The organism is Streptomyces sp. BRA346 (genome assembly GCF_052851135.1).
Genome location: NZ_JAIWIH010000029.1, coordinates 76,344 through 101,514, shown reverse-complemented (window position 1 = coordinate 101,514; position 25,171 = coordinate 76,344). Strand labels below are relative to the sequence as shown.

Here is a 25,171-nt window from a genome sequence, read left to right as displayed (position 1 = left end):
GCTACGTCACCACGGCCGCCCCTCGGGGAGCGCGGCCAGGCCGGGGGCCGAGAGGTGGAGCACCTGGTAACGGTCGCCGGGCTCGTCGGACGGCGCGGCGTCGGCCCAGAGCGTGAAGCGCACCAGCTCCCAGCCGCGCGGGTCGATGCCGAGGGCCGCGGAGTGCGCGCCGTCCGCGGCCGCCCGCCGCCGCAGCTCCTCCACCGCGCCGCCGACGGCCGTCGCGGGGTCCGTGGCGGCCGGGACCGGCGTGGTGTGGCGGACGGCGGTGCGCGGTGCGGTGGCGGCGGCCGGGCCGCGGTGGAAGGCCAGCCCCTGCCAGTGTTCGACGGCGGGGCGGCCGAAGTCCTGGACGACGCCCCGGAATCCGGGACCCCACAGGAAGCGGTTCATGGCGTCCGGCGCGGCCCAGAGGTAGAACGGCGCGTACGCGTTGACCGGTGAACCGTCGACTCCCCGCTCGCGGATGCCGTACGCCTTGAGGGCGAGCCCCGGGAAGTCGTCCAGGAGCGGCCCCTTCGACTCGACCCGGCGCCGGATGATCTTCATGTCGTAGTCGGCGGGCAGCGTGATCCGGTACTGCATCGCATGCATGGCGCGGACTCTTTCCTTCTCCTGGAACCTGGAGCCTGGAATCTGAAACCTGGAATTCCCTTACCGGGAAGGGGAATCGGGTGCCCGGTAGGCGGTCAGCAGGGCGAGCAGACCTTCCACGGCGCTGTCGAAGGGCGCCGCCGACTCCGCCGCGCGGGCCAGGACATAGCCGCCCTGTACGGTCGCGACGACCGTCGCGGCGGTGCGCTCCGGGTCCAGCCCGGCCGTGAACTCGCCGCCCTCCCGCCCCTCGGCGAGGACGTCCGCCAGCCGCCCGCGCAGCCAGTCCAGCGTCTCGTCCACCGGCTGCCGCAGAACCGGGTCGGCGATCACGTCCGGGTCCATCGTCAGCCGCCCGATCGGACAGCCGCGCAGCACATCGCGCTCGCGCAGCAGATAGCCGCGGACGCGGTCGTACGCGCCCGCGGGCCCGGACAGCGATGCCTCGGCGGTGGCCCGCATCTGCTCGGCGGTGCGGCGGATGGCCGTGAGCGCGAGATCGGGCTTGCCCGTGAAGTGGTGGTACATGCTGCCCTGGCCCGCACCCGCGCGCTGCTGGATCGCCTTGGGGCTGGTGCCCACGTAGCCGCGCTCCCACAGGAGTTCCCGGGCGCTCTCGATCAGCCGTTCCGAGGTGGTCATACGAGCAGTGTACATACCAGTAGGTACAGACGGGTGTACTCCCCGCGGACTACATGAACTGCCCCCGGCCGTACGACGACCCGGGCGCCGCCGGGCGGGACGCTCGGAAGCGACCCTTGCGGAACCACCGAGGAGCGCGATCACCATGAACACCCTGGCGCACGGCTTCGCCGACGGACCCGGACCCGGTCCGTGGATTCTCTTCTTCCCCCTGATGTGGGCGCTGATCGTCGGCGGCGGGCTCTTCCTGCTGCGGCGGGCGGGGTGGCGCGGACGCACCCCCTGGCAGCAGGGCCACGCGGCGCTCGGCGAGCAGTCGCCGATCGTGGTGCTCGGCCGCCGCTTCGCGGCCGGTGAGATCGACGAGGACGAGTACTGGCGCCGTCTGTCCGTCCTGGACGAGCAGTTCGGCCGGCACGCCAAGGGCGGTGCCGGCTGAACGCTGGGGGTGTCCGCAAAGTCGCGTCGGATCAGCCCGCGGCGTCGGGGGGCACCTCCCAGCGGTAGCTGGGGGCGCGTGCCAGGCGTCGCGGGCCCGGCGGGACTTTGCGGACACCCCCTAACCTCAGTGGGATACGGCCGACCGGGCGGCCGGTGCCCGCTCCCGTACGGGCGGTGCGGAGGCCGCCGCCGGTGCGGGGGCGGGCGCTGCCACGGGAGCCGGTGCGGATACCGGAGTCACCGGTGACGCCGGACTCACCGGCGATACCGGAGTCACCGGGGACGCCGGGGCCGGTGCGGAGGTCGGGGTGGGGGCTGTCACCGGTCGGGCCGCCGGGCTCGTACGGTGCGGCGGCGGCGCGGTGCGGCCCGCTGCGTACGCCGCGCAGGGCGAGCCGTTCACGGTGGCGGGCTGCGGCACGGCCAGGGTGAACCAGACGACCTTGCCGCTGCCGTCGTCCCTTACGTTCATGCCCCAGGTCTGGCTGACCGCCGCCACCAGCGCGAGCCCCCGGCCGTGGGTGGAGACGGGGTCGCATTCGCGGACCCGGGGCAGCCGCGGATCCTGGTCGCGGACCGATACCGTCAGCCGGTCCATCATGAGGGCGATCTCCACCGTGCACTGCTTGTCCGGCTCGGCGTGCCGGTGCACATTGGTGAGCAGCTCGGTGACACCGAGCGCCGCCGGGTCGATGAGCGGATCCAGATGCCAGTAGCGCAACTGCGCCGACACGATTCTGCGGACCTGACCGATCCGCGACGGCAGGGCTTGCAGCTCCACCGTGCAATGCCTGCTAGGACGACTGATCACGGCTGCGACTCCCTGAAGAAGTTGGGGCTAGCCTGATGCAGATGCGGGCGACGAACGCGTTCAGCAGTGGTGGCTGCCGTGCGCGACCGGTGGGCCGGTTCTCAGCGTCACCGCTCGTTGACCCTCAGTGATACTGATGCTCGTCCAGGGTCGGTCCCCCCGCGCGCATGCGCAACTCGGCCGCCTTCACCCCTTGCGGACGTGGCCCCGGGCGGAGCGGACCGCGTCGAGGAAGCGGCTGGCGGTGCCGGAGCCGGAGGGCTTGGCCGCGTCGTGCTGGCCGAGGGTGAGGCGATAGCGGGTGCCGTTGAGGGTCGCCATGGCCTGGTCGCCGTCCACGAACCACGGCTTGCTCGCCCGGACCGACTGCACGGGTGCGCTGTCGATCTCGCGCCCGTAGCTGGTCAGCAACTGGAGTCTGCCGTCCTTGATCGAGACCTGGCCGGCGCGGGTGACCGAGCGCAGGAACCGCTCGATCCGTACGCCCCTGGCGTTGAACTCGGTATCGGCCATCACGACCGCCTCCCCGGTGGCTCCGACTGGCAAGCACGCTGCTGCCTCATTCTCCCTGCTGCGCAGTGTGCCCGGGACCGGGCCGGGGCACCAGGGCGCACCGGGGTCCCTTTAGGATCGAAATGGACCGAGTATGCCACTCGGACCGGGCACGGGGCACAAGCACGAGGAGCGGCGTGGACAGTACGACGCGGGCGGTCGTCGACACGGTTGACGTGGACCGCAGCGACCACGACTACCGGGACTGGCTCAAGGAGGCCGTCCGGAAAGTGCAGGCCGACGCCCAGCGTTCGGCCGATACGCACCTCCTGAGCTTCCCGCTCCCGGAGCGGTGGGGGATCGACCTCTACCTCAAGGACGAGTCCACCCATCCCACAGGGAGCCTCAAGCACCGGCTCGCCCGCTCGCTGTTCCTCTACGGGCTGTGCAATGGCTGGATCCGCCCCGGCAAACCCGTCATCGAGGCGTCCAGCGGTTCCACCGCCGTATCCGAGGCGTACTTCGCGAAGCTGATCGGGGTCCCCTTCATCGCGGTGATGCCGCGCACGACGAGCCGGGAAAAGTGCCGCCTGATCGAATTCCATGGCGGCCAGTGCCATTTCGTGGACGACCCACGGAAGATGTACGAGGAGTCCCTCGCGCTCGCGGGAGAGTCCGGGGGCCATTACATGGACCAGTTCACCTACGCCGAAAGGGCGACCGACTGGCGAGGCAACAACAACATCGCCGAGTCGATCTACCAGCAGCTGCGGCTGGAGCGCTACCCCGAACCGGCCTGGGTGGTCGCCACGGCGGGCACCGGCGGCACCTCCGCGACCATCGCGCGCTATGTGCACTACATGCAGTACGACACCCGGGTGTGCGTCGCCGACCCGGAGAACTCGTGCTTCTTCGACGGCTGGGTGCACCACGACGCCCAGGCGTGCAGCGAGTCCGGCTCCCGCATAGAGGGCATCGGCCGCCCCCGGATGGAGCCCAGCTTCGTGCCCGGTGCGATCGACCGGATGATGAAGGTCCCGGACGCCGCCAGCGTCGCCGCCGTCCGGGCGCTGGAACGGGTGATCGGGCGCAAGGCGGGCGGGTCCACGGGGACCGGGCTGTGGAGCGCGCTGAAGATCGTCGCGGAGATGGTCGCACAGGGGCGCACGGGGAGCGTGGTCACGCTGCTCTGTGACCCGGGCGACCGGTATCTGGACAAGTACTACTCGGACGCCTGGCTGGAGGAGCAGGGGCTCGACATCGAGCCGCACACGAAGGCGATCGACATCTTCCTGGCGACCGGGCACTGGCCGGACCAGCGGCCGGACCAGCGGCCGGACTAGTGGCCGGACCAGCGCATCACCCGGGGAGGCCCGGGGGCGGTCTCAGCCCGTCGTCAGTCGCCGGTCCAGGCACCGGACCGCGTCGTGGAACGCCTTCCGCAGCCCCGGGCGGAACGCCCTCGCCGAGCCCCGCATCACCGCCGTGCCGTCCAGCGCGAACGTGTAGCGCACCACCGTGCCGGAGTGCCACGGCACCAGCCGCCATTCCTCCAGCAGGGCCCGCAGCCCCGGCACGTTCGTCTCGTCGACGCGGTACGCGTACCGCTCGCACGGGTCCGACGCCATCACCGTCTCGCGGAAGCGGGTGCCGCCCAGGAGGCGGATCTCCCGCCCCGTCCCGTCGGCCGTGGGGCGGGCTTCGGTCACCTGGCGGAACCAGCGGGGCCAGCCCTCGACATCGGCCAGCGCCCCGAACACCGCCTCGGGCGGCGCCGACACCTCGGCCGTGAAGGCGAGCTGGACCGGGGCGGTTTGGGTGTAGTCCAGCCCCACGGAACGCAACCGGTATGCCATGGGGCCACGATAGCCGCACGGCTGTCGCTCCGTCAGATGTCCGACGCGGCCTCGATCCGCTCGCCCGCCACCACCAGCTCCGGCAGATACTCGGCGATCTCGGCGCGCGCCCCGGCCGGCAGCCCCGGGTCCGTCACCAGCGCGTCCACCTGGTCCAGCGTGGCGAAGGAACTCAGGCCCACCGTGCCCCACTTGGTGTGGTCGGCGACCACCACCACCCGCCGCGCGGACCGAACGAAGTGGCGATTGGTCTCCGCCTCCGCCAGGTTCGGCGTGGACAGCCCGGCCTCCACCGATATGCCGTGCACCCCGAGGAAGAGCACATCGAAGTGGAGCGAGCGCACCGCGGCGTCCGCGACCGGCCCCACCAGTGTGTCCGACGGGGTGCGCACCCCGCCGGTGAGCACCACGGTGGCCGCCCCGGGGCGCGGCGCCGCCCCGCCGAGCGCCGCCGCCGACCGCTGCGCGTTGTAGAACACGTCCGCCACCCGGACCGAGTTGGTCACCACGGTCAAGTCCGGCACCTCCAGCAGCTGCTGGGCCAGCGCGAACGCCGTCGTACCCCCGGCGAGCCCGATCGCCGTGCCCGGGGTGACCATCGCCGCGGCGGCCTTGGCGATGTCCTCCTTCGCGGTCAGCTCCAGGCTCGACTTGGCCTCGAACCCCGGTTCGTACGTGCTCGCTTCGGCGACCGGCACCGCGCCGCCGTGCACCTTCTCCACCACGCCCATCCGGGCCAGTGCGTCCAGATCGCGACGGACCGTCATGTCGGACACATTGAGCTTGCGCGTCAGCTCGTTGACCCGCACTCCGCCGCGCCGTCTGACCTCGTCGAGAATCAGGGCGCGCCGCTGCTCGGCGAGGAGATTCTGGTTGTCGCTCACCCTGCCCGTTCCCTTCCGGTCGGCGCACGTCGCCCGCGCGGATATCTTCGCATGTGGGGCGGACAGCCGGTCCCCGGAGCACCGGGGGGTTACGATTTCGCCACGCCCGGCCTGTCATGCTCCGTGCCCCACCCCGCTGGGCACAATCCTGGAGCGAGTACCGGGGGCGGAACGACCGCACGACACCGGGATCGGGGGGCACGGTGACATCGACCACGGGCACGGGGGCATCGGCGGCGGGGGCGGACCGGGCGCTGGGGGTGTCACCGCCACCACGGAACGGTGCACCGCCCCCCGATCTGGAGCTCCTGGTCCACGGCGTCGGCGGCACCACGCCCCAGGAGATGCTGAGCGATCCGCGCACCACCCCGCTCACCGGCGACGAGACCGCGGCGGTCTACCGGCGCATCGACGACATCGACGCCGAGTCGCGGCCGGAGGACTACCGGGACCGCCCGGTCCGCGAGGCGTACGTCTGGTCCAACCTCACCTCCGGCAACAGCGCCCGCGCCCTGTGGCTGCTCCTGCTGCCCTTCATGGTCGTCAACCTGGCCCACTGGATGCGCCCCGCGGCCGACCGGCGGGAGCGCACCGTGCGCACCTACGGCCTGCTGGTGCGGCTCGTCGCGCTCAGCCTGACCGTGCTGCTGATCGCCGGGGCCTGCGAGGTGGCCCTCGACCTGGTCGCCTGGCAGTGCGCGGGCTCGGCCGACTGCGCCGACGGCACCTGGCTCGGCTTCCTGTCCGCCGGGGACGACGGCTGGTGGAGCCAGCCCGGCCGCCGCCTCGCGCTCACCGCCGTCGTACCGGCGGCCCTCAACGGCCTGCTGTGGTACCTGTCCAACCGCACCTGGAGCGCGTACGAGTCGCAGCCCCCGCTGGAGCTGCCGGTGGACGAGACCTGCGCCGAGTCGGGCAACCGCCCCGCGCTGTGCCTGCCGGGCTTCTGGTACGGCCGCCGGATCGTCGCCCGGCTGCGCGCCGCCCACACCGCCGCCGGATTCCTGACGATCGCCGCGGGCGTCACCGCGGCGACCGCCGGGTACGACCGCGCGGCGGGCGGCAGCGCCCTGCTGGACGCCGTGGGCTGGACGCTGCTCACCCTGGTGGTGGCCGGCGGGTGCGCGGTGGTGCTCGTGGTGTGCCGACGCGGCCGCAGCGAGACCCGCGCCGACAGCGATCTGGACCGCCTCACCATCACCCTGCTGCCCGGCGCCGCGCTCGGCGTGCTCGCGCTGGCCATGCTGTACGCGGGCTGGTCCCGCCCCGGCTGGGTCTCCCACAGGGGGCTGCCCGGCGACCAGACCTTCGTCACCATCGCGGTCGTGCAGGGCGCCCTCATCGTGGCCATCGCGGTGTGCGCCCTGGTCCTGTACCGGGAGGCGCCCACCGAGCGCACCCCGCTGCGCGGGCTGGCCGGTCCCGCCGTCGCCATGCTCGCCTGCGGGCTCGGCTCGGTGCTCGCCGGAGGCATCGCCCAGCGCATCGCCGACTGGCTGGACGGCGGCGCCACCCCGGGCGAGGGCGGCGCCATCGCGCCGCCCATCCTGCTGTCCTGGTGGGCCACGGCCATACCGGTCCTGCTGCTGATGATCCTGCTGCTGGCCGTGATCACCGCCCTGCGGGCCTGGCGGATCCGCGAACGGCTCATCCCCGGCGTCCTGGACGGCTATCCGGGCGAGCCCGCCGACGCGGTGCGCACCCGCCGGATCGCCACCACGATCGCCCGCGCCGGGCTCACCGACTCCAGCCCCTGGCTCGTCGGCCCCGTCGCCCTGTTCGCCCTGCTGCTCGGGGGACTCGCGGTCGCCGGGACCTTAGTCACCAACGAGGTGCCGGGGCGGGCCGCCGACGACACCCCGAGCTTCGTGGACGCGGCCACGCAGACCGCCCAGGCGCTGGGCTCCTGGATGATGGGGTTCGCGGTCCTGATGCTGGTCACCTGGGCCCGCCGCGCCTACCGCAGCCCGTCGGCCCGGCGCACCATCGGCATCCTGTGGGACGTCGGCACCTTCTGGCCGCGCGCCGCGCACCCCTTCGCCCCGCCCTGCTACGCCGAGCGCGCCGTCCCCGACCTGACCTGGCGGATGGAGACCTGGACCCGCACCTACGGCGGCCGCCTGGTCATCTCCGGGCACTCCCAGGGCAGCGTGCTGGCCGCCGCCGCGGTCTGGCAGGTCGACCTGCGCACCCGCGCCCAGGTCGCGCTGCTCACCTACGGCTCCCCGCTGGAGCGGCTGTACGGGCGCTGGTTCCCCGCCTACTTCGGCCCCGCCCAACTGCGCTCGCTCCACGGCGAGGTGCGCTGCTGGCGCAACCTGTGGCGCTACACCGACCCCATCGGTGGGCCGATCCGGCTGCCCGACGGCACCGGGCCCGAGGTGGACTGCGACGCCTTCAAGGACCCGCTCGCGTACGGCCGTACCGCCGAACACCCGCTGCCCGCACCGATCCTGGGGCACTCCGAGTACCAGGCGGACCCGGCCTTCGACCGGGAGCGGGCCGCGCTGCTGGCCCGGCTCCCCGAGGGAACGTCCGGCAGCGCGGCCGTACCGAATCCGGCTCAGAGCAGTTCGGGCAGGTCCTCCGGGTAGAGCAGGGTGAGGTCGTCGGTGGTCGGGTCGCTCAGCTGGGCGACCCGGCCCGCGTGCCGCTCCACCATCGCCTCGAAGGTCTGCCGGGCGGTGCGGCCGTTGCCGAACGCCGGGCCCTTCGGGAGCGCCGTGAAGTACTTCAGCAGCGCCTCCGACGCGCCCTCGCCGATCCGGTACTCCTGGTCGTCGGCCTGCTGCTCGACGATCCGCAGCAGCTCCTCGGGCGCGTAGTCGCCGAAGGTGATGGTGCGTGAGAAGCGGGACGCCACCCCCGGGTTGACCGACAGGAAACGCTCCATCTCCGCCGTGTACCCGGCGACGATGACCACCACCGAGTCCCGGTGGTCCTCCATCAGCTTCACCAGGGTGTCGATCGCCTCGCGCCCGAAGTCCCGGCCGGAGTCCTCGGGGGACAGCGCGTACGCCTCGTCGATGAACAGCACCCCGCCCCGCGCCCGGTCGAACGCCTCCTGGGTGCGGATCGCCGTCGAGCCGATGTGCTCACCGACCAGGTCCACCCGGGAGACCTCCACCAGATGGCCGCGCTCCAGCACCCCCAGGGAGGCCAGGATCTCGCCGTAGAGCCGGGCGACCGTCGTCTTGCCGGTGCCGGGGGAGCCGGTGAAGACCAGGTGGCGGCGGACGGAGGCGGCCTTCAGCCCGGCCTCCTGACGCCGCCGCCCGACCTCGATCATGTCGGTGAGGGCGCGCACCTCGCGCTTGACGCTCTCCAGCCCGACCAGCGCGTCCAGTTCGCCCAGCACCGTGGTGGAGGGCCGTACGGACACCGGTTCGGCGGCCGGGGCACCGGGCGCGGCGGCCAGGGCCGGGGGCTGGGTGGCGCGCTGTGTCGGGATGCCGCCCAGCAGCCCGCCCGTCGAGGCGGCGGTCTCCACGGCGGGCGCCGGGAGGGCGGGGGCGGTCGCCGGGGCGGTGACGGCGCTGGTGGCGCTCTCGTCGCTGGTGCAGTCCTCGACGGCCGGGCCCGCCTCGGAGAACTCGTAACCGCCGCGCACGCACCGCTCGGTGCGGCACCGGGTCAGGGTGGTGCGGCAGCCGTCGATGATGTGGAAGCCGTAGCCGCTGCTGCCCGTCACCCGGCAGCCGGTGAACGTGCCGCGCCCCTCGGCGGACACATAGAACCCGGCCTCCGTCGGCGAGGAGACCGTGGTGCGCTCGACCGTCGGATCGGCGCCCTTGGTGACGATCACTCCGGTCGCGGCGCCGTCGATGGTGCAGTTCGCCAGGGTGCCGCCGCTGCCGTGGTCGCGGAACCAGGCGCCGGTGGCCGCCTCCCGGATCCGGCAGTCGTCCAGCTGCGCGGTCGCCCCGTCGCTCACCGACACCGCCGTGTTGCGCACCTGCGACAGATCGCTGTCGACGACGTCCACGCGCGAGCCGCGGTCCAGCACGAACAGCGCGTCCGGGACCTCGCGCACCCGGCACGAGTCGAGCACGGCCGTGGCGCCGTCACTCACCCACACCGCCGGATAGTCGCCCGTGCTCTCGTGCAGCTCGCACTGGTTGGCGTCCACCCGGGTGCCCGGGTCCCACACCGACAGGCCGTTGCGCCCGAACCGGCGCACCGTCGAGCGGGTCAGCGTCAGCACCGAACGGGACCGCAGGTCGACCGCGTTCTCCGGGACGTCGTGGATCTCGCAGTCCGCGAGCGTGAGCACGGCGTCGGTGTCCAGGTTGACGCCGTCGCCCGTCGTGCGGTGCACCCGGCAGTCGGTCAGGTGCCCGGTCGCCCGCGAGGAGACGGTCACGCCCGCGCCCCGGATCTCGTACACCTCGCAGCCGACGGCCTCCAGCGAGCTGCCCTCGCCGGTCAGCGAGACCCCGGACCCCGAGGAGTGGTGGATGCGGCAGCGCTCCAGGCGCGGGCGGGCGCCGCCGCGCACCGCGACGCCGGACTGCCCGGCGGCCACGACCTCGCAGTCCTCGAACACGCCGCCCGCGCCGTCCAGCACGCTCAGGCCCACGCCCGCCGGGTTGTCCACGGTGCAGCGCCGCACGGTCGGCCGGGCGCCGCCGCGCACCTCGATGCCGACGGCGGAGCGCGTGGCGACCCGCAGATCCGTCAGCTCCGGAGTGCCCTCCTCGACCAGCAGCGCGGGCGACGCCGAGTCCATGCCCTCCACGTGGAGATCCTGGACCACCGCCGACGCGCGTATCGTCAGCGCGACGCCGTCGGCGGGCGCGATGCGCACCGAGCCGCGCGAGGAGCCCTCGGGACCGCGCAGGGTGACGGCCCGTCCCACCACCAGATTCTCACGGTAGGTGCCGGGCGAGATGGAGAGCACGTCGCCGTCGCCGGCGGCCTCCAGGGCCGCGGCGAGGGAGGCGTACTCTCCGGTGCGGCGCCGCCACCGCGACGTTCCGCTGTGCGTCACCTGGACGACCGAGCCCTGTGCCATGGTGCTGCTGTGCCCCCACCTCGTGCGAATGCCGGATGTGCGCGACTGTGCCGCTGTTCACGTGAAGGCCCCACCGTAGCGTGCGCGCGGCACGCCGAGTTGACCTGCCCGGAAGCCCGGTGCACAAGGTGTCCTGGCGACACGGAACGTACCGGGGCAATACCCGGTCTACGGTACGGTCCGCGTCAGCTGTCCGCGTCGGCCCGGCCCCAATCCTGGCGAGCCCGCTCCCACGCGACGTCCCACTGGGCGTAACGACGGCGCATGAGCCGCCATACGACCAGCCGCCGGGCGCCGTCGACCAGCCCCGCCGTCGCCGCGCCCGCGCCGATCCCCGCCAGCGCGGCGTGGGTGGCCGCGGTGGCCGAGTCCAGCGGACGGGCCCTCAGCCGGCCCTGGTCGTCGGTCCATATGCGGAACGTCTCGCCCGGGTCGGCGCTCGGGCGGGCGCCGAGCGTGCCCTCGTGCTTGCTGCCGTCCGGACCCGTCCACTGGGCGAGCACCCGGCGCTGGGCGTCGCGCGCCGAGGCGGTCTCGGGGTCGGAGTCTATGGGTGGCTGGGGCAGCACCTTGACCACGGTCGCTGCCACCAGATGGCGCTCGGCGCGCTGCTCCTGCGCGGTTCTCACCAGCGCACCATGCGCCAGGGAGCCCGCTGCCCAGCCCGCGGCCGGGGCCGCGAGCAGGATCAATACGGCGGCGACCAGTGCCGCCCACGCCTCTGCCAGGTCGGTCTTACGGCGCAGCGGGTTCCGCCGCCAGCGCCACAAGCCCTTGATCATTCGCATCATCCGCACGTCTTTCGACAGTCCCCTTCCCCGTTCGTGGATACCGCATGGGAGGCCGGATATGCGCGAATTCGGAGAAGAGAGAGCCATATCACGGGCTGAACCCTTTGGTCGTGCGGGCGGGGCCGTCGGGGGTTCGTGGCACGCGCCACACCACCCGGGTGCCGCCCGCCTCGGGGGCCTCGATGGTCAGCGTGCCGCCGAGCAGCTCGGCCCGCGACCGCATGTTGACCAGCCCTCCGCTGGGGGCCGCGCCGCCGATGCCCACCCCATTGTCGGTGACCGTGAGGACGACATCGGCACCGACCGTGAAGCGCACGTCCACCCGCTGGGCCCGGGCGTGCCGGACGGTGTTGCTGAGCGCCTCGGCGAGCACCGCCAGCGCCTGGTCACCGGTCTCGTCCGGCACATCGGTGTCGACCGGTCCGTCCATCAGCAGCGACGGCGTGAAGCCCAGGGTGTCCGATGCCGACCGTACGGCCTTCACCAGCCGCCTCCGCAAGGTGGCCGGTTCGCCGTCCTCGTCCCCGACCGCCCGCAGCGCGAAGATCGTCGAACGGATGATCTTTATCGTCTCGTCCAGGTCGTCCACCGCCCGGCCGACCCGCTCACCCGCCTCCGGATGGTCGATCAGCCGGCTCGCGCTCTGGAGCGTCAGCCCCGTCGCGAACAGCCGCTGAATCGCCAGATCGTGCAGGTCACGGGCGATCCGGTCGCGGTCGTGCAGCAGCGCCAGATGCTCGGACTCGGCACGGTGCCGGGCCAGTTCGAGCGCGAGCGCCGCCTGCGCGGCGAACCCCGACAGCAGCTCCACCTCATGGTCGTCGAACGCGGGCCGCCCCGCCAGCCGGCACAGCCGCAGCGCCCCCGAGGACCGCTCGTGGGCGACCAGGGGGACGGCCACCAGCGGGCCGAACTCGCTCTCCTGGTCCGGCAGCTGCCAGGCCCGCGCCCGGGCGTCGGTCCGTACGTCGCTCGCCACCGCGGGCCGTCCGGTGCGCACCGCGAGCCCGGCCAGCGAGCCGTCGGAGGGCACCACCAGACCGCTGATGCGCTCCGCGTCGTGCCCCTCCGCGACCTCCACCATCAGGCTGTCCGTGCCCGCGGCGGGCAGCAGGATGGCCGCCGAATCGGCCAGCGAGACCTGGAGGGCCAGCCGGGCGATCAGGCTCAGCACCTCGGCCGCCGGAGTGCCCGCCAGCAGCGTGCGGGTGATCACCCCCAGCGCCTCGAGCCACTGCTCGCGGCGGCGGCTCTCGTGGTACAGCCGGGCGTTGTCGATGGCCACCCCGGCGGCGACCGACAGGGTGGTCAGCACCGCCTCGTCGTCGGGGTCGAACTGGGCGCCACCGCGCTTCTCCGTCAGGTACAGATTGCCGAACACCTGATCCCGGACCCGGATCGGCACCCCCAGGAACGAGCGCATCGGCGGATGGTCCTCCGGGAAGCCATGGCTCGCCGGGTGCTCGGACAGATCGGTCAGCCGCAGCGGCTGCGGATGACGGATCAGCTCGCCCAGCAGGCCGTGGCCGCTCGGCAGCGGGCCGATCCGGCGCGCGAGGTCCTCCGATATGCCCACCGGCAGGAACTGCGACAGCCGGTTGCTGTCGACCACGCCCAGCGCCCCGTACTGCGCGTCCGCCAGCACCACCGCGGACTCCACGATCCGCCGCAGCACCTGCTCCAGGTCCAGCTCGCGGCCCACGCTCAGCACCGCCTCCAGCAGGCTGTGCATCCGCCCCTGCGTGGACCGGGCGGCATCCAGCCGCGCCTGGAGCTCGTCGAGAAGCTGATCCAGCCGGAGTTGAGGCAGCGCAGGATGACGCCCCTGACCCCCAGACAACTGAAACCCCCCATTTTTGAGGCTCGGTTCGCCCCCGGACACAGGATATCGAGGCGCGGGGGCCGTCAGGGCTGCGGGATCACCGCCACCGGGCAGCGGGCGTGGTGCAGCACGGCGTGGTTGACCAGGCCCAGCTGCATCCCGAAGTGGCCCTGCCGCCGCCGGGCGCCCACCACCAGCAGGCCGGCCTGGTCCGACGCGTCCAGCAGCGCCTTGCGGGCCGGGCCCTCGACCGCGCGGTAGGCCACCGGCACGGGCGGCCGCGCCATCTCCGTCACCCCGCCCAGCGCCTCGTCCAGCAGCTCGGCGGCGTGCCGGGCATGCCCCGCCCGCCAGCCCGACCACCACCCCTGCCCGATGCGCTTCGCGCAGCTCCGCTCTTCGTGCGGCCCGTGGTCGTCCGGTCCCGCGCAGCGCCAGGCGTGCACCGCCTCCAGCTCGCAGCCGAGCAGCCGGGCCTCCCGGAGCGCGAAGGCGACGGCGGGGGAGGGCGGCGGGCGTTCGTGCTCGCCCGGGCGCTCGCGCTCGGCGATGCCCACCGCGACGCGGCGCATCCGGCCGTACCCGCCCTCCGGGCGGCCGCGGACGACGACCACCGGGCAGGCCGCGCGCGCCGCGATGCCCAGCCCGACCGAGCCCAGCAGCAGGGACGCGAACTCGCCGCGCCCCCGCGACCCGACGACCACCGCCTCCGCGCTCTGCCCGGCGCGCAGCAGGGCGGTCACCGGGTCGTCGGCCGCCAGATCGGTCATCAACTTCAGCGCGGGGGCGCGCCGCCCGGCCCGCTCCGCGGCGGTGGCCAGCACGGTCTCGCTGTGCAGGCGCTCGGTGGGACGGTCGGCGGCCGTGGCGGGGACGTAGCCCTCGTACCGCTCCCACAGGGAGGCGTGCACGATGCGCAGGGGGAGCCGCCGCCGGGCCGCCATCGCGGCGGCCCAGTCCAGCGCGTCGGAGGCGGCGTCCGAACCGTCGACCCCGACGACCACGGGAAGCTCCACCGTGCCCACCGCCTCTCCTGTCGGCACCTGGCTGTATTCCCGCTCATTGTCCCGTCGAAGCGGCGGCCATGACGCGGTATCGGGGCACCGGGAGTAACGGCCGCCAACGGCCGCCCCAGGGGGTGTGCCCTAACGCAGCCGCATGGCGAGCGTCACGACGGCGCCCATGGCCCCGGCGCTGATCACCAGCCGATCGGTGACCAAGCGGGTCAGCCAGAGCCCGCGGCCGCTGGTCGCGCCGTCCAGGCCGGGCAGGATCTGCGGGATGACGTCCTCGGAGAAGCCGGGGCCGGAGTCGCTGATCCGGCACTCCAGCTCGTCGCCCACCCGCCGCAGCAGCAGGGAGCCCGTCCCGCCCGCGTGTTCGATCGCATTGCTGGCGATTTCGTCGACGGCGAGGACGAAGTCACCGCGGCGGGCCTCGCTGAGCCCCGCCCAGGCGGCGCACTCCTCCACGAGGACGCGCAGCCGCGGCAGCTCGCCGGCGGTGAAGCGGCGGTGCAGCAGATGTTCCAGGTGTGCTCCGGCTCGGTTGGCGGACCGACGGAGAGAGTCGGCTGGCACCAGGGCCTCCCGGGTGACGAGGACGAGCGACATCAGGGTCGGTGAAGGAGCTGAGGGTATGGGGTGCGGCGTCCCTTGGGGAGGCGTGAACACAAATGACGTGTCATATCAGCAACTCGACGGGAAATGACTAAAGGAGAGTCGGTACGCGCTCATCGGCGTATCGCTTCGGATCGACGGCCGCTCCCACGCACGGTCACCGCCGAGGGGCGAGGTGCGGGAGGAGACGGCAGAGTGAGGCCATGATGGGACTTCTGCGCGGACTGAAGGCCGAGCACCGCGAGCGGCTGATGACGCTCGCCCACGAGGTGTCCTTCCCCTCCGGCGGCCGCATCTTCGAGGAGGGCCGGAAGGCCGACCGCTTCTGGGTCATCCGCACCGGCGCGGTCACCCTCGACCTGCGGGTGCCGGGCCGCCGGGCCGCGGTGATCGAGACCCTGGGCCCCGGCGAGCTGATCGGCTGGTCATGGCTGTTCCCGCCGGACACCTGGCACCTGGGCGCGGAGGCGCTCAGCCCGGTGCGCGCGTACGAGTTCGACGCGGAGGCGGTACGTCGGCTGTGCGACGAGGACCCGGAGCTGGGCTATTCGCTCGCGCTGGCCTGTGCACAGGTGATCGGGCGCCGCCTCCAGGCCGCCCGCAGCCGCCTGCTGGACCTGTACGGGCCGTACGCGGGCGGCATGACCCCCTGAGCGTGTTCCTGTCGCCCACGGGCCGTCCCCTGATCGGGACGGGAACCGCGCGCTGACGCCGCCGGGCGGGCCGGACTGCGTATCGTCGGCACCGCTGATCGCGGAGCGGCGCGCCCGAGGGCCGAATGGCCCCTTACGCCTCCGTGCGGCAGGACGTAAGAGTGGGCAACCGGATCACGACCGGCGCCCCGCGCGCTACGGAGGAGAGGGCAGTGCCCGAGACAGCCGACACCGCCGATGCCGGGGGAGTCGACCCTCCCGCCGAGCCGATCGGGGTCTTCCTGCTCGACGACCACGAGGTGGTGCGACGGGGCCTGCGCGACCTGCTGGACGCGGAGCCCGACCTCACGGTCGTCGGCGAGGCGGCGAGCGCCCGCGAGGCCATTGCCCGCGCCCCCGCCGTACGGCCCCGCGTGGCGGTGCTCGACGTACGGCTGGGCGGGGCGGGGGAGAGCGCCGACCACGAAGGGATCGCGGTCTGCCGGGAGTTGCGGGCCCGGCTGCCGGAGCTGGCCTGCCTGATGCTGACGTCCTTCGACGACGACGAGGCGCTCTTCGACGCCATCATGGCCGGGGCCGCGGGCTATGTGCTCAAGCAGATCAACGGCTCCGACCTGGTGTCCGCCGTACGCACCGTGGCGGGCGGCCGGTCCATGCTCGACCCGGGCGCGACCGCCCGCGTCATGGCCCGGCTCCGCGGACCCCAGCCCAGCACGCCCGACGAGCTGGAGCGGCTGTCCCCGCGCGAACGGGAGATCCTGGAGCTGATCGGGGACGGGCTGACCAACCGGCAGATCGCCGAGCGGCTGTTCCTCGCCGAGAAGACCGTCAAGAACCGGATCTCCTCGATCCTGTCCAAGCTGGGCGTCGGGCGGCGGATCCAGGCCGCGGTGATCGCCGAGCGGATCAGGGAGCGCGAGACGGGACAGTGAGGAGGGGAGCCCCGGACGGGGCGGTGCGGCGGGACACCCCCTGGGTCGCGGGGGGTACGAGGCCGGCTCCCCATCCGGCCCCGCACCCCACGCCGAACGGGGTCGGCCGATCATGGAGGCTCATCACCGCAGTGGAGTGAGAGCCCGGCTGCCCCGTGGTCAACCGGCTCACACCGCTCCCAGCGTCCCGTGTCCCGCCCCGGTGGGGGAGGGCCGAACGGCCCCCGGCCCGGGGCCGGATGGTCCGCCGCGCTGCCCGTCGGGGCGCTACTCCAGGATCTCGACCGGGTCGCCCAGCCGCAGCGTGCCCGTGCCCTCCGGCACCATGTTCTGCCCGAAGAGGAGACGGTCCCCCGCACGCCGGTGCCGCGCCAGCGTCCGCAGCGGCTCCTTGCCGCGCTCGCCGGTGCTCTGGTCGGTCGTGGTGATCACACAGCGGGAGCACGGCTTGGGCACCCGGAAGACGACCTCGCCGATCCTTATCCGCCGCCAGTCGTCCTCGGCCCATGGCGCGGTGCCGTCGACCACGACGTTCGGCCGGAAGCGGTTCATCGGCAAGGGGCCCTCGTCGGGGTGGTCACCCTGTGCGATGAGCGAGTTGAGCGCGTGCAGCGACGCGGTGGTCGTGAGCAGCAGCGGAAACTCGTCGGCGAGGCTCACGGTCTCCCCGCCGCGCGCGTACTCCGGGGTCAGGGGCCGCCGCGCCGGGTCGTCGAGGTGGACCAGTCGCACCTCGGTGCCCAGGAAGTCGCTGAACCAGGCGTCGGCGGCGGCACCCGCCGACACCACCTCGACCTCCGTCCGCGCCAGCTTGGCGGTGAAGGTGACCGGTGACGGCACCGACGGGTCCCCCGGCCCGGGTGCCGTCACGGTCAGCGGCTCCCGGCCCTCGGCGCTCAGCCGGACACCCCCGTCCGGCAGCGACTCGGCCGAGGCGAGCGCCAGCCTCGGCTGCTGGCGCTGGGTCACATAGCGCCCGTCCGGCTCGACGACCATCCACCTGCGGTCACCTGCCAGTCCCCACGGTTCCACGACCGCGGCACCTGGCGCCCGCCCCGCGACGGACTTGACGGGGTAGACGTGCAGGGCGCTCAGCTCCGGGTTGACCATGCGGAACATCCTGCCACCAGGGTCCGACAGACCGGGCGGCCGCAGGGTGAACACAAGCCGGGGCCCGGTGGTCCGAACGACGGACCACCGGGCCCCGGCAGTGCTGCGAAAGGGTGCGCGAAGAGTGCGCTGGGGTCAGTAGCCGCCCCCCGGCTGCTGGGGACGCCCCGGATACTGCTGCTGACGGCCGTACGGGTCGTCGTACGGAGACGGCGAGGGAGCCGCCGGGCGGGGCGCCTGGGGGCGCGGCATCGCCGGACGCATCGCCTCGTACCCGTTCGGCGCCGCCGGACGCTGCTGTTGCTGCTGCGCCCCCGGGTAGCCGCGCGGGCCCGCCTGCGGCGGGATGTACGGAGAGGGCGCCTGCTGGAGCCCGCCCGGCTGCATGCCGCCGGGCTGCATGCCGCCCGGCTGCGGCGCCTGCTGCTGATAGCCGGGCGGCGGGGTCTGCTGGGAGGGGGCGGCCGGGAGCGCGGGAAGCGCCGAGGGCAGTGCCGGAAGGTGACTTCCGCTGTCATACGCGGAAGGCACCCGGATGGGTGCGATCTGAGGCGTTCCCCGCTCGGCGACAAGGCTGTCGTAGATGGGGGTGTCCGGGAAGGACGGCGAGGAGTAGTAGCCGCCGCCGTAGGTGCTGCGGGGGGAGGTCATAGACCATAAGTTAAGCCCACCATGTGCTGATTGGGGAGCCCGGTAGGAGGGTTGTTTTCAGTGTTCGGAGCGGTCGCGGACCCCTAATCGGACCGAACCCGGGAAAAACGGTCGTCAGGGTACGTTGAGATCCTGTAAAGGGCGCGTTTTCGGAGGGTCACATGCCCGTCCAGATGATGAAGCGAACAGAAAGACAGGGGGACAGCATGGCGATGCGCAAAGGCAGCAACATCCAGGTCACGGCAGGGTCGGTGCGGGTCGAACTCGGCTGGCGGTCCGGCCCCGGAGTGCCGGACGTGGACGCCTCCGCGCTGCTGCTGGTGTCCGGAAAGGTTCGCTCCGACGCGGACTTCGTGTTCTACAACCAGGCCGTGCACGCCTCGGGCGCCGTACGGCACGAGGGCAAGCACACCGCCGGTGACACCGTGACCGACGTCCTCGCGGTCGATCTGGGCCGCGTGGAGCCCGCGATCGAGACCGTGGTGCTCGCCGCCTCCTCGGATGGCGGAACGTTTGGCCGGGTGCCCGGTCTGTACATCCGGGTCCTCGACGCGTCCGGCGGCGCCGAGATCGCCCGCTTCGACAGCGAGGACGCCTCCGTGGAGACCGCGTTCGTCCTCGGTGAGCTGTACCGCAGGCAGGGCGGGTGGAAGTTCCGCGCGGTCGGCCAGGGGTACGACAGCGGGCTCGCGGGCCTCGCCACCGACTTCGGCATCAGCGTCGACGAACCGCAGCAGGCGCCCGCCCCCGCCTCCGTTCCCGCGCCCCCCGTCGCGCCTCCCACGCCCCCCGCCGCACCGCCCGCCGCGCCCCCGGCGCCGCCGTCGGGGCCCCCGGCCGCCGCGTTCCCGCCGCCGCCCGGGGCCGCCGCCGCGCCGTACCCGCCGCCCGCGCCGGGTGCCGCGCCCCCGACCGCCGCGCCCCCGACCGCCGCGCCCGCGGGGGCCCCGGTGAGCCTCAGCAAGGTCACGCTGACCAAGGAGGCGCCCGCCGTCTCGCTCACCAAGCAGGGCGGCACCTCCGGCGCCCTGCGGGTCAACCTCAACTGGCAGGTGCACAAGCAGTTCCAGGGGTGGGGCCAGAAGCTCGGCCGGGCCCTGGCCCTGCACGGCGACCTCGACCTCGACCTGGGCTGCCTGTTCGAACTCGCCGACGGCAGCAAGGGCGTGGTGCAGGCGCTCGGCAACGCGTTCGGGTCGCTGCACCAGCCGCCGTTCATCCACCTCGACGCCGACGACCGGACCGGTGCCCGGACATCTGGCGAAAACCTCACCGTCAACCTCGACCACAAGGACGCGTTCCGCCGCATCCTCGTGTTCGTCACCATCTACGAAGGTGCCCGCAGCTTCGCGAACCTGCACGCCACCGTCACTCTTCAGCCACAGTTCGGCGCGCCGGTCGACTTCTCCCTCGACGAGTGCACCGTCCCCTCAACGGTCTGCGCGCTCGCGCTCATCACCAACAACGGCGGCGACCTCGTCGTCCAGCGCGAGGCCCGCTATCTGGTGCCGGACCGCGGCGTCAGCCCGCAGCGCACCCTCGACCACGCCTACGGCTGGGGCATGAACTGGACCCCCGGCCGCAAGTGAGCACCGGCCGGGCTCAGGGCGCGGCGCTGGGACGGGCGTAGGTGCGCCCCTTCCACGCCGCGCCCTGTCCCCGCCAGTGCCGCAGCGCCGAGTCGACCGTCATCAGCAGATACAGAAGCGCCGTCAGCGGCAGCAGAGGGGCCAGCCAGAGGGTCTGCCGGTAGTAGCGCAGCATCGGGACGTACGTGACGGCCATCAGCGCCCACGCGGCGGCGCCCGCCACCAGCAGCGCCGGGCGCCCGGTGAGTGCGCCGGCGCACAGCGCGACGGGCGGCGCGAGGTACACCCCCGCGAGCCCCACGACCGCCGCCACCAGCAGCAGCGGATTGTGCCGCAGCTGGGCGTACGCGCTGCGCGAGACCATCCGCCACAGCTCGCCGAGCCCCGGATACGGCCGCACGCTGTCGACCCGGTCGGCGAGGCCCAGCCAGATCGCCCCGCCGGAGCGCTTGACCGCCCGCGCGAGCGCCACGTCGTCGATGATCGCCTGCCGGATGACCTCCGGAACTCCGGCCCGCTCGGCCGCCCCCCGGCGCAGCAGGACGCAGCCGCCCGCGGCGGCCGCCCGGCGTCCCCGGCGCCGGTTGACCCAACGGAACGGGTACAGCTGGGCGAAGAAGTACACGAACGCCGGGACGATCAGCCGCTCCCAGCCGGTCGTCACCCGCAGCCGCGCCATCTGCGACACCAGGTCCAGTCCGTGGGCCCGGGCGGCCCGCACCAACTCCCGCAGCGAATCCGGCTCATGAGCGATGTCGGCGTCCGTCAGCAGCAGGAACTCGGACTTGTGGGCGCTCTTGGCGAGCGCGATGCCGTGTCGCACCGCCCACAGCTTCCCGGTCCAGCCGGGCTCCGGCTCGCCCGGCGAGCCGACGGTCAGCGGCAGCCCGCCGTAGGTGTCGGCGAGTTCACGGGCCAGCTTTCCGGTGCCGTCGGAGCTGCCGTCGTCGATCAGGAAGACCTCCGCCGGTCCCGGATAGTCCTGGGCGAGCAGCGACGGCAGGCTCGCGGGGAGGACGGCGGCCTCGTCCCGGGCGGGCACCACGATGGCCACCGAGGGCCAGCCGCCCGGCTCCTCACCGGGCGCGGGCCCGTGCCCGTCGGGCGGGTTGCCGTCCTGGTCGGGCGGATTCCCTTGCCCATCGGGCGGGTTCCCGTGCTCACCCGGTGGGGTCCGGGGCAGCCGGACGTCCGTACGCCAGAAGAACCCCTGGCCCAGCAGCAGCCACAGCCACACCACCAGGGACCCGGCCGCGATCCACGTCAGCGCGCTCACCCGCCGCAGTCTGCCCGAACCCGGACCGCGGTGCCGAGGAGTCGGGGCCGATCCATTAAAGTGACGGGGTGAAGATCGCGCTGATGGACTCCGGATTCGGCCTGCTGCCCGCCGCGGCCGCGATGCACCGCCTTCGACCCGACGCCGATCTCGTCCTCTCCTCCGACCCCGACGGAATGCCGTGGGGGCCGCGTACTCCCGAGGACGTCACCGAACACGCCCTGGCCTGCGCCCGCGCCGCCGCCGCGCACCGGCCCGACGCGCTGATCATCGCCTGCAACACCGCCTCCGTCCACGCCCTGCCCACCCTGCGGGCCGAACTGGAGCCCGGGCTGCCGGTCATCGGGACCGTCCCCGCGATCAAGCCCGCGGCGGCCGGCGGCGGCCCCATCGCGATCTGGGCCACGCCCGCCACCACCGGCAGTCCGTACCAGCGCGAGCTGATCCGTGAATTCGCCGACGGCGTCGAGGTGACGGCCGTGCCCTGCCCCGGCCTCGCCGACGCCGTCCAGCACGTCGACGACGCGGCGATCGACGCCGCGGTGGCCGCCGCCGCGGCCCGCACCCCGGACGACGTCCGGGCCGTCGTCCTCGGCTGCACCCACTACGAGCTGGTCGCCGAACGCATCCGGGCCGCCGTCCAGCCCGCCGGTGCGCCGCCCATCGCCCTCCACGGGTCGGCCGGGGCCGTCGCCGCGCAGGCCCTGCGCCGGATCGGCGCCGAGCCCTCCCTGCCGCCCGGCGCGGCCGGGTCCGCCCGCGGCACCCTCACGGTCATCCTCAGCGGCCGCGAGGCCACGCTTCCGGAAGCCGCGCTCGCCTACGCCGAGGGCAGCCTGCTGGCCCCCGCCACCACCACGGCGCGCGGCTGACCCCGGACCCCTCCCACCGGGCAAAACGCCGCCGTCGGCTGCCGCGGTAGCGGAACGTGAGTACCCTGCCAGACATGAGGCCCCACGCCGAGGACCCCGATCACCACGGCAAGCAGACCCCGGGCCAGGGCACGCCCGCGGTCTGGACCGGTCATGCCCACAACCGGATGCAGTGGGTGCTGGCGACCGCGGGCGCCGCGTGCGTGGCGCTCGGCATCGACCTGGCCGTCGCCTCCCCCTGGACCACCGGACTCGCCCCGCTCCTGATGTCGGTCATCGGCTGCCTCGCCGCCGGACTGCTGATGCTCTTCGGCACCCTCGCCTTCGTCCATGTGGCGGTGCGGGTCGACGAGGAGTGCCTGGAGGTCCGCTGCGGCCACATGGGGCTGCCCCGCCGCCGCATCCCCCTCAGCGACGTGGTCGACGCCGACGTCGCGCCGCGCGTCACCCCGTGCCAGTGGGGCGGATGGGGCTACCGATGGCGCCCCGACAAGGGCACCGCCGTGGTGGTGCGGCGCGGTGAGGGGTTGGTGCTGCGGCTGGGGGACGGGCGGATCTTCACGGTGACGGTGGACGATGCGGAGGCGGCCGTGCGGGTCATTCGTGGCCGACTGCGACTCATCGCGACGCGGACGTCCCAGGTCTAGCGGCCCCCTCCCCGCCCCGGGGCCACCCCGGCGGTGCGAGGCCGCGGTGTTTGTTCCCCCACCCCGCCCCTTCCCGTAACCGGGGGATGCCCCCCGGGCCCCGTTCTGGCGCTCCGCGGGGTGGCGTGCCCGGGGCGGTCGGGGTTGGGGCGTGCGCGGTCGGGTGTGGCGGTGGTTGGTCCCCTGCCCCGCCCCTTCCCGAAACCGGGGGACACCCCCGGCCCCCGTCCTGGGGTTTCGCGGAGCGCCGCGGCCGGGGGCGGGTTCGTGTGTCGGTCGGTGCCGGGTCCCGGGCCTGGGGTTTCTCGTGGTGCCGGGGCGGTCGGGTGTGGCGGGTGGTTGTGGCGGGTGGTTGTTCCCCTGCCCCGCCCCTTCCCGTAACCGGGGATGCTCCCGGCCCCCGTCCTGGGGTTTCGCGGAGTGCCGCGCCCGGCGCGCGTTCGCGTATCGATCGTCACCAGGGGCCCGGCCCGCCCCGGCGGTGGGCCTGCCCCGGAGTTGCGCCCCTGGCGGTGGGCGTGCCTCCTCCGGGGTGCGGCTGCGGTGGGTTCCCGACCTAGGTCCTCCCCAGGATGGCCCCCGGGCCCCGGTGCTGGGCGGGCCCCGGGCCGCCCTCGGCGGTGGTGCGGTTGTGGCCCGCTTCGCGGGGTGGCGTGCCCGGGGCGGGGCCGCGGGGGCCGGGGTGTCCCCGGTTTCGGGAAGGGGCGGGGTGGCGGAGAAGGCCCGCCACGTCAGGGCACGGTTCCGTCCGGGGGGCGGGCCGTTGCCAGGCCCGCCAGGAGGCCCGCGCCCGCCGTCACCTGCGGGAAGCTGAGCGCGTTGCCCAGCGACGCCTCGACGGCCAGGGCCGTCAGCGCGGCCGCCGCCGTCAGGACGACCGGGGTGGACCGGGGTGAGCGCCACAGCGCGTACAGCAGCCAGGCGAAGGCCGCGCCCAGGAGGGCCACCCCCGGCAGGCCCTGCCCGGCGGCCTGCTGGAGCGGGGCGGAGTGCGGGGTGGGGTCCGGTTCGGGCGACTGCGCGGCCGCCGGGCTCAGCTCGCCGAAGCGGTCGGGCCCGGCACCGCGTACCGGATCCGCCCGGGCGAGGTGGGCCGCGTCCTGCCACATGCGGATCCGGTGCTCGGTGAGGTGGGACCGCAGCGGGCGCGGCAGACCGCCGGGCACCGCGTCGGCCGCGACCGCCCAGCAGCCGCCGACGGCGACCGCTGCGACGAGCGCGAGGGCGGCCAGTGCGGCGAGCCGCCGCCGCAGCCGGGCGGCGGCCAGGGAGCACAGCAGGACCGTGCCGCTCGCGACCCACCCCGCGGGCGGCCCGCTCACCACGGCGGTGAGCGTGATCGTCAGGGCCAGCAGCCACAGGGCGAGCCGGAGCGCGGTGCGCCGGGCGGCCCACGCGGCGCAGCAGGCCGCGCCGGTGGCCAGGGTCAGCTGGGCCGCGTCCAGCCCCTGGTGGCCGCTCGGATCGTTCCACCCGGCCAGGGCCAGGCCGAGCCCGGCGAGCCCGGCGGCGGCCCCGCAGGCGACCGGCAGGAGCGATCCGGCGATGCGGCCGCAGGCGTACCCGGCGGCCACGGCCAGTACGGCGAGCAGCACCCCCTCGGGGCGCGCGGTGCGCCCCATGGCGGAGATGAGCGCCCAGAGGGCGCAGGAAGCGAGGATCGCCACACCCGCGATGTCGGGCAGACTGCCCAGGGGCTGGCTGTAGTGATTGCTGTAGTGGTCGCTGTCGTCCTGGTCGTGATTCCTTACGACCGGTTCCAGCGCAGATGACGTCATCCCGTCGACCCCCCGTCGTGACGGGCATCGCGCAGCGACCGGAAGTCGCGTCGCGTGCCATGCACCAGGAACGGTAGCGCCAGCGGCGAGTTATGTGTATATGTTGCGCAGAAACGATGTGTCAGTGGTGAAACGCACCCCGAGCGCACAGAACGGGCGCCCGGCGCAGGTCACCGGCGCGGGTTCGGGTCCGGCGGATACCCTCTGCGCATGGCGACCCCTGACTTCATCCGCGGCCTGCGGGCCTCCATCGGTCATCAACTCCTCTACCTGCCGGGCGTGAGCGCCGTCGTCTTCGACGACGAGGACAGGGTGCTGCTGGGCCGCCGGGCCGACAACGGCCGCTGGGCGATCATCTGCGGCATCCCCGAACCGGGCGAGCAGCCCGCCACGGCGGTGGTGCGCGAGGTGCACGAGGAGACCGCGGTGCGCTGCGTTCCGGAGCGCATCGTGCTCGTACGGACGCTGGCGCCGGTGACGTACCCCAACGACGACCAGTGCCAGTTCATGGACGTCTGCTTCCGCTGCCGCGCGGTGGGCGGCGAGGCGCGGGTGAACGACGACGAGTCGCTGGACGTGGGCTGGTTCCCGCTCGACGGGCTGCCGGAGCTGGAGGACTTCTCGCTCACCCGGATCAAGCAGGCGCTCGGCGAGGGGCCGACGTGGTTCGAACCCATCCCGGCGGCGTGAAGAGTGT

General features: G+C 73.7%; 24 protein-coding genes. 9 read left to right on the top strand and 15 right to left on the bottom strand.

Translation table 11 applies throughout. The features are described from left to right. Window positions 1-6 precede the first annotated feature (6 nt). Together LCH29_RS30445 and LCH29_RS30440 are read right to left on the bottom strand one after the other, a co-directional pair. Complete coding sequence (locus LCH29_RS30445) at window positions 7-594, bottom strand: DUF4865 family protein (protein WP_446464905.1); 588 nt, start codon at window positions 592-594, stop codon at window positions 7-9. A 60-nt stretch (window positions 595-654) separates the two neighbouring features. Next, window positions 655-1,236 carry a TetR/AcrR family transcriptional regulator gene (locus LCH29_RS30440; protein WP_446464904.1) on the bottom strand — a complete coding sequence of 194 codons (582 nt, stop codon included), beginning with the start codon at window positions 1,234-1,236 and terminating at the stop codon, window positions 655-657. Between the two features lie 145 nt (window positions 1,237-1,381). Between LCH29_RS30440 and LCH29_RS30435 the strand changes: the two genes are divergently transcribed. Beyond that, window positions 1,382-1,675 (top strand): SHOCT domain-containing protein, encoded by a 294-nt coding sequence (locus tag LCH29_RS30435; RefSeq protein ID WP_446464903.1) that lies wholly within the window; start codon window positions 1,382-1,384, stop codon window positions 1,673-1,675. Window positions 1,676-1,801: 126 nt separating this feature from the next. Here the strand turns inward: LCH29_RS30435 and LCH29_RS30430 are convergent, their stop codons facing one another. Together LCH29_RS30430 and LCH29_RS30425 are read right to left on the bottom strand one after the other, a co-directional pair. Further along, a complete protein-coding gene (locus tag LCH29_RS30430; RefSeq protein WP_446464902.1) occupies window positions 1,802-2,488 on the bottom strand; it encodes an ATP-binding protein in 687 nt (228 codons plus the stop codon). Window positions 2,489-2,674: 186 nt separating this feature from the next. Continuing rightward, the gene (locus LCH29_RS30425) at window positions 2,675-3,001 is read right to left on the bottom strand and encodes a hypothetical protein (RefSeq protein ID WP_123107848.1); all 327 of its coding nucleotides are present in this window, start codon (window positions 2,999-3,001) and stop codon (window positions 2,675-2,677) included. Window positions 3,002-3,177: 176 nt separating this feature from the next. Between LCH29_RS30425 and LCH29_RS30420 the strand changes: the two genes are divergently transcribed. Continuing rightward, the gene (locus LCH29_RS30420; protein WP_446464901.1) at window positions 3,178-4,323 is read left to right on the top strand and encodes a PLP-dependent cysteine synthase family protein; all 1,146 of its coding nucleotides are present in this window, start codon (window positions 3,178-3,180) and stop codon (window positions 4,321-4,323) included. Window positions 4,324-4,365: 42 nt separating this feature from the next. Here LCH29_RS30420 and LCH29_RS30415 read toward each other — a convergent pair whose 3' ends face one another. Next, a complete protein-coding gene (locus LCH29_RS30415; RefSeq protein ID WP_446464900.1) occupies window positions 4,366-4,836 on the bottom strand; it encodes an SRPBCC family protein in 471 nt (156 codons plus the stop codon). A gap of 32 nt (window positions 4,837-4,868) precedes the next feature. Next, window positions 4,869-5,720 carry a DeoR/GlpR family DNA-binding transcription regulator gene (locus tag LCH29_RS30410; protein ID WP_446464899.1) on the bottom strand — a complete coding sequence of 284 codons (852 nt, stop codon included), beginning with the start codon at window positions 5,718-5,720 and terminating at the stop codon, window positions 4,869-4,871. Window positions 5,721-5,836: 116 nt separating this feature from the next. Between LCH29_RS30410 and LCH29_RS30405 the strand changes: the two genes are divergently transcribed. Next, entirely contained in the window at window positions 5,837-8,314 is a 2,478-nt protein-coding gene (locus LCH29_RS30405) for a hypothetical protein (RefSeq protein ID WP_446464898.1), read from the top strand. Here LCH29_RS30405 and LCH29_RS30400 read toward each other — a convergent pair. The 5 genes from LCH29_RS30400 to LCH29_RS30380 form a co-directional block, all read right to left on the bottom strand. Beyond that, the gene (locus LCH29_RS30400; RefSeq protein ID WP_446464897.1) at window positions 8,284-10,734 is read right to left on the bottom strand and encodes a right-handed parallel beta-helix repeat-containing protein; all 2,451 of its coding nucleotides are present in this window, start codon (window positions 10,732-10,734) and stop codon (window positions 8,284-8,286) included. The genes LCH29_RS30405 and LCH29_RS30400 overlap by 31 nt on opposite strands. 185 nt (window positions 10,735-10,919) lie before the next feature. Continuing rightward, window positions 10,920-11,522: an Rv1733c family protein gene (locus tag LCH29_RS30395; protein ID WP_446464935.1), complete on the bottom strand. Its 603-nt coding sequence runs from the start codon at window positions 11,520-11,522 to the stop codon at window positions 10,920-10,922. 91 nt (window positions 11,523-11,613) lie between these two features. Continuing rightward, window positions 11,614-13,257, bottom strand: coding sequence for a GAF domain-containing protein (locus LCH29_RS30390; protein ID WP_446464896.1), 1,644 nt, complete (start codon window positions 13,255-13,257; stop codon window positions 11,614-11,616). Window positions 13,258-13,430: 173 nt separating this feature from the next. Then, complete coding sequence (locus LCH29_RS30385; protein ID WP_446464895.1) at window positions 13,431-14,372, bottom strand: universal stress protein; 942 nt, start codon at window positions 14,370-14,372, stop codon at window positions 13,431-13,433. 120 nt (window positions 14,373-14,492) lie between these two features. Further along, window positions 14,493-14,960 carry an ATP-binding protein gene (locus LCH29_RS30380; RefSeq protein ID WP_446464894.1) on the bottom strand — a complete coding sequence of 156 codons (468 nt, stop codon included), beginning with the start codon at window positions 14,958-14,960 and terminating at the stop codon, window positions 14,493-14,495. A 209-nt stretch (window positions 14,961-15,169) separates the two neighbouring features. Between LCH29_RS30380 and LCH29_RS30375 the strand changes: the two genes are divergently transcribed. Together LCH29_RS30375 and LCH29_RS30370 are read left to right on the top strand one after the other, a co-directional pair. Then, window positions 15,170-15,619, top strand: coding sequence for a Crp/Fnr family transcriptional regulator (locus LCH29_RS30375; protein WP_446464893.1), 450 nt, complete (start codon window positions 15,170-15,172; stop codon window positions 15,617-15,619). 212 nt (window positions 15,620-15,831) lie between these two features. Continuing rightward, entirely contained in the window at window positions 15,832-16,551 is a 720-nt protein-coding gene (locus LCH29_RS30370; RefSeq protein ID WP_446464892.1) for a response regulator, read from the top strand. A 267-nt stretch (window positions 16,552-16,818) separates the two neighbouring features. On the opposite strand, the gene LCH29_RS30365 is transcribed toward LCH29_RS30370, so the two are convergent. Together LCH29_RS30365 and LCH29_RS30360 are read right to left on the bottom strand one after the other, a co-directional pair. Next, on the bottom strand, window positions 16,819-17,661 hold the full coding sequence (locus tag LCH29_RS30365) for an MOSC domain-containing protein (protein ID WP_446464891.1): 843 nt from the start codon (window positions 17,659-17,661) through the stop codon (window positions 16,819-16,821). A 135-nt stretch (window positions 17,662-17,796) separates the two neighbouring features. Then, window positions 17,797-18,312, bottom strand: a complete 516-nt coding sequence (locus LCH29_RS30360) for a DUF6643 family protein (RefSeq protein WP_123105282.1) — start codon at window positions 18,310-18,312, stop codon at window positions 17,797-17,799. A 212-nt stretch (window positions 18,313-18,524) separates the two neighbouring features. Between LCH29_RS30360 and LCH29_RS30355 the strand changes: the two genes are divergently transcribed. Further along, the gene (locus tag LCH29_RS30355) at window positions 18,525-19,901 is read left to right on the top strand and encodes a TerD family protein (protein ID WP_446464934.1); all 1,377 of its coding nucleotides are present in this window, start codon (window positions 18,525-18,527) and stop codon (window positions 19,899-19,901) included. A 13-nt stretch (window positions 19,902-19,914) separates the two neighbouring features. Here the strand turns inward: LCH29_RS30355 and LCH29_RS30350 are convergent, their stop codons facing one another. After that, window positions 19,915-21,177 carry a glycosyltransferase gene (locus LCH29_RS30350; RefSeq protein ID WP_446464890.1) on the bottom strand — a complete coding sequence of 421 codons (1,263 nt, stop codon included), beginning with the start codon at window positions 21,175-21,177 and terminating at the stop codon, window positions 19,915-19,917. Between the two features lie 68 nt (window positions 21,178-21,245). Here LCH29_RS30350 and LCH29_RS30345 point away from each other — a divergent pair, with 68 nt between their 5' ends. After that, window positions 21,246-22,049, top strand: a complete 804-nt coding sequence (locus LCH29_RS30345; protein ID WP_446464889.1) for a glutamate racemase — start codon at window positions 21,246-21,248, stop codon at window positions 22,047-22,049. Between the two features lie 74 nt (window positions 22,050-22,123). Next, complete coding sequence (locus tag LCH29_RS30340; protein ID WP_123099062.1) at window positions 22,124-22,696, top strand: hypothetical protein; 573 nt, start codon at window positions 22,124-22,126, stop codon at window positions 22,694-22,696. Between the two features lie 731 nt (window positions 22,697-23,427). Here the strand turns inward: LCH29_RS30340 and LCH29_RS30335 are convergent. Continuing rightward, entirely contained in the window at window positions 23,428-24,474 is a 1,047-nt protein-coding gene (locus tag LCH29_RS30335; protein WP_446464888.1) for an O-antigen ligase family protein, read from the bottom strand. A 210-nt stretch (window positions 24,475-24,684) separates the two neighbouring features. Between LCH29_RS30335 and LCH29_RS30330 the strand changes: the two genes are divergently transcribed. Further along, window positions 24,685-25,164 carry an NUDIX hydrolase gene (locus LCH29_RS30330; RefSeq protein ID WP_446464887.1) on the top strand — a complete coding sequence of 160 codons (480 nt, stop codon included), beginning with the start codon at window positions 24,685-24,687 and terminating at the stop codon, window positions 25,162-25,164. Window positions 25,165-25,171: the final 7 nt, after the last annotated feature.

Bases quoted from the DNA above. Each gene is read 5' to 3' on its own strand.
- LCH29_RS30425 (WP_123107848.1), bottom strand. From the start codon at position 3,001: ATGGCCGATACCGAGTTCAACGCCAGGGGCGTACGGATCGAGCGGTTC.
- LCH29_RS30400 (WP_446464897.1), bottom strand. From the start codon at position 10,734: ATGGCACAGGGCTCGGTCGTCCAGGTGACGCACAGCGGAACGTCGCGG.
- LCH29_RS30380 (WP_446464894.1), bottom strand. From the start codon at position 14,960: ATGTCGCTCGTCCTCGTCACCCGGGAGGCCCTGGTGCCAGCCGACTCT.
- LCH29_RS30330 (WP_446464887.1), top strand. From the start codon at position 24,685: ATGGCGACCCCTGACTTCATCCGCGGCCTGCGGGCCTCCATCGGTCAT.
- LCH29_RS30390 (WP_446464896.1), bottom strand. From the start codon at position 13,257: ATGCACAGCCTGCTGGAGGCGGTGCTGAGCGTGGGCCGCGAGCTGGAC.
- LCH29_RS30360 (WP_123105282.1), bottom strand. From the start codon at position 18,312: ATGACCTCCCCCCGCAGCACCTACGGCGGCGGCTACTACTCCTCGCCG.
- LCH29_RS30395 (WP_446464935.1), bottom strand. From the start codon at position 11,522: ATGCGAATGATCAAGGGCTTGTGGCGCTGGCGGCGGAACCCGCTGCGC.
- LCH29_RS30335 (WP_446464888.1), bottom strand. From the start codon at position 24,474: ATGACGTCATCTGCGCTGGAACCGGTCGTAAGGAATCACGACCAGGAC.
- LCH29_RS30445 (WP_446464905.1), bottom strand. From the start codon at position 594: ATGCATGCGATGCAGTACCGGATCACGCTGCCCGCCGACTACGACATG.
- LCH29_RS30340 (WP_123099062.1), top strand. From the start codon at position 22,124: ATGAGGCCCCACGCCGAGGACCCCGATCACCACGGCAAGCAGACCCCG.
- LCH29_RS30405 (WP_446464898.1), top strand. From the start codon at position 5,837: ATGCTCCGTGCCCCACCCCGCTGGGCACAATCCTGGAGCGAGTACCGG.
- LCH29_RS30365 (WP_446464891.1), bottom strand. From the start codon at position 17,661: ATGGTCAACCCGGAGCTGAGCGCCCTGCACGTCTACCCCGTCAAGTCC.
- LCH29_RS30415 (WP_446464900.1), bottom strand. From the start codon at position 4,836: ATGGCATACCGGTTGCGTTCCGTGGGGCTGGACTACACCCAAACCGCC.
- LCH29_RS30440 (WP_446464904.1), bottom strand. From the start codon at position 1,236: ATGACCACCTCGGAACGGCTGATCGAGAGCGCCCGGGAACTCCTGTGG.
- LCH29_RS30435 (WP_446464903.1), top strand. From the start codon at position 1,382: ATGAACACCCTGGCGCACGGCTTCGCCGACGGACCCGGACCCGGTCCG.
- LCH29_RS30375 (WP_446464893.1), top strand. From the start codon at position 15,170: ATGATGGGACTTCTGCGCGGACTGAAGGCCGAGCACCGCGAGCGGCTG.
- LCH29_RS30355 (WP_446464934.1), top strand. From the start codon at position 18,525: ATGCGCAAAGGCAGCAACATCCAGGTCACGGCAGGGTCGGTGCGGGTC.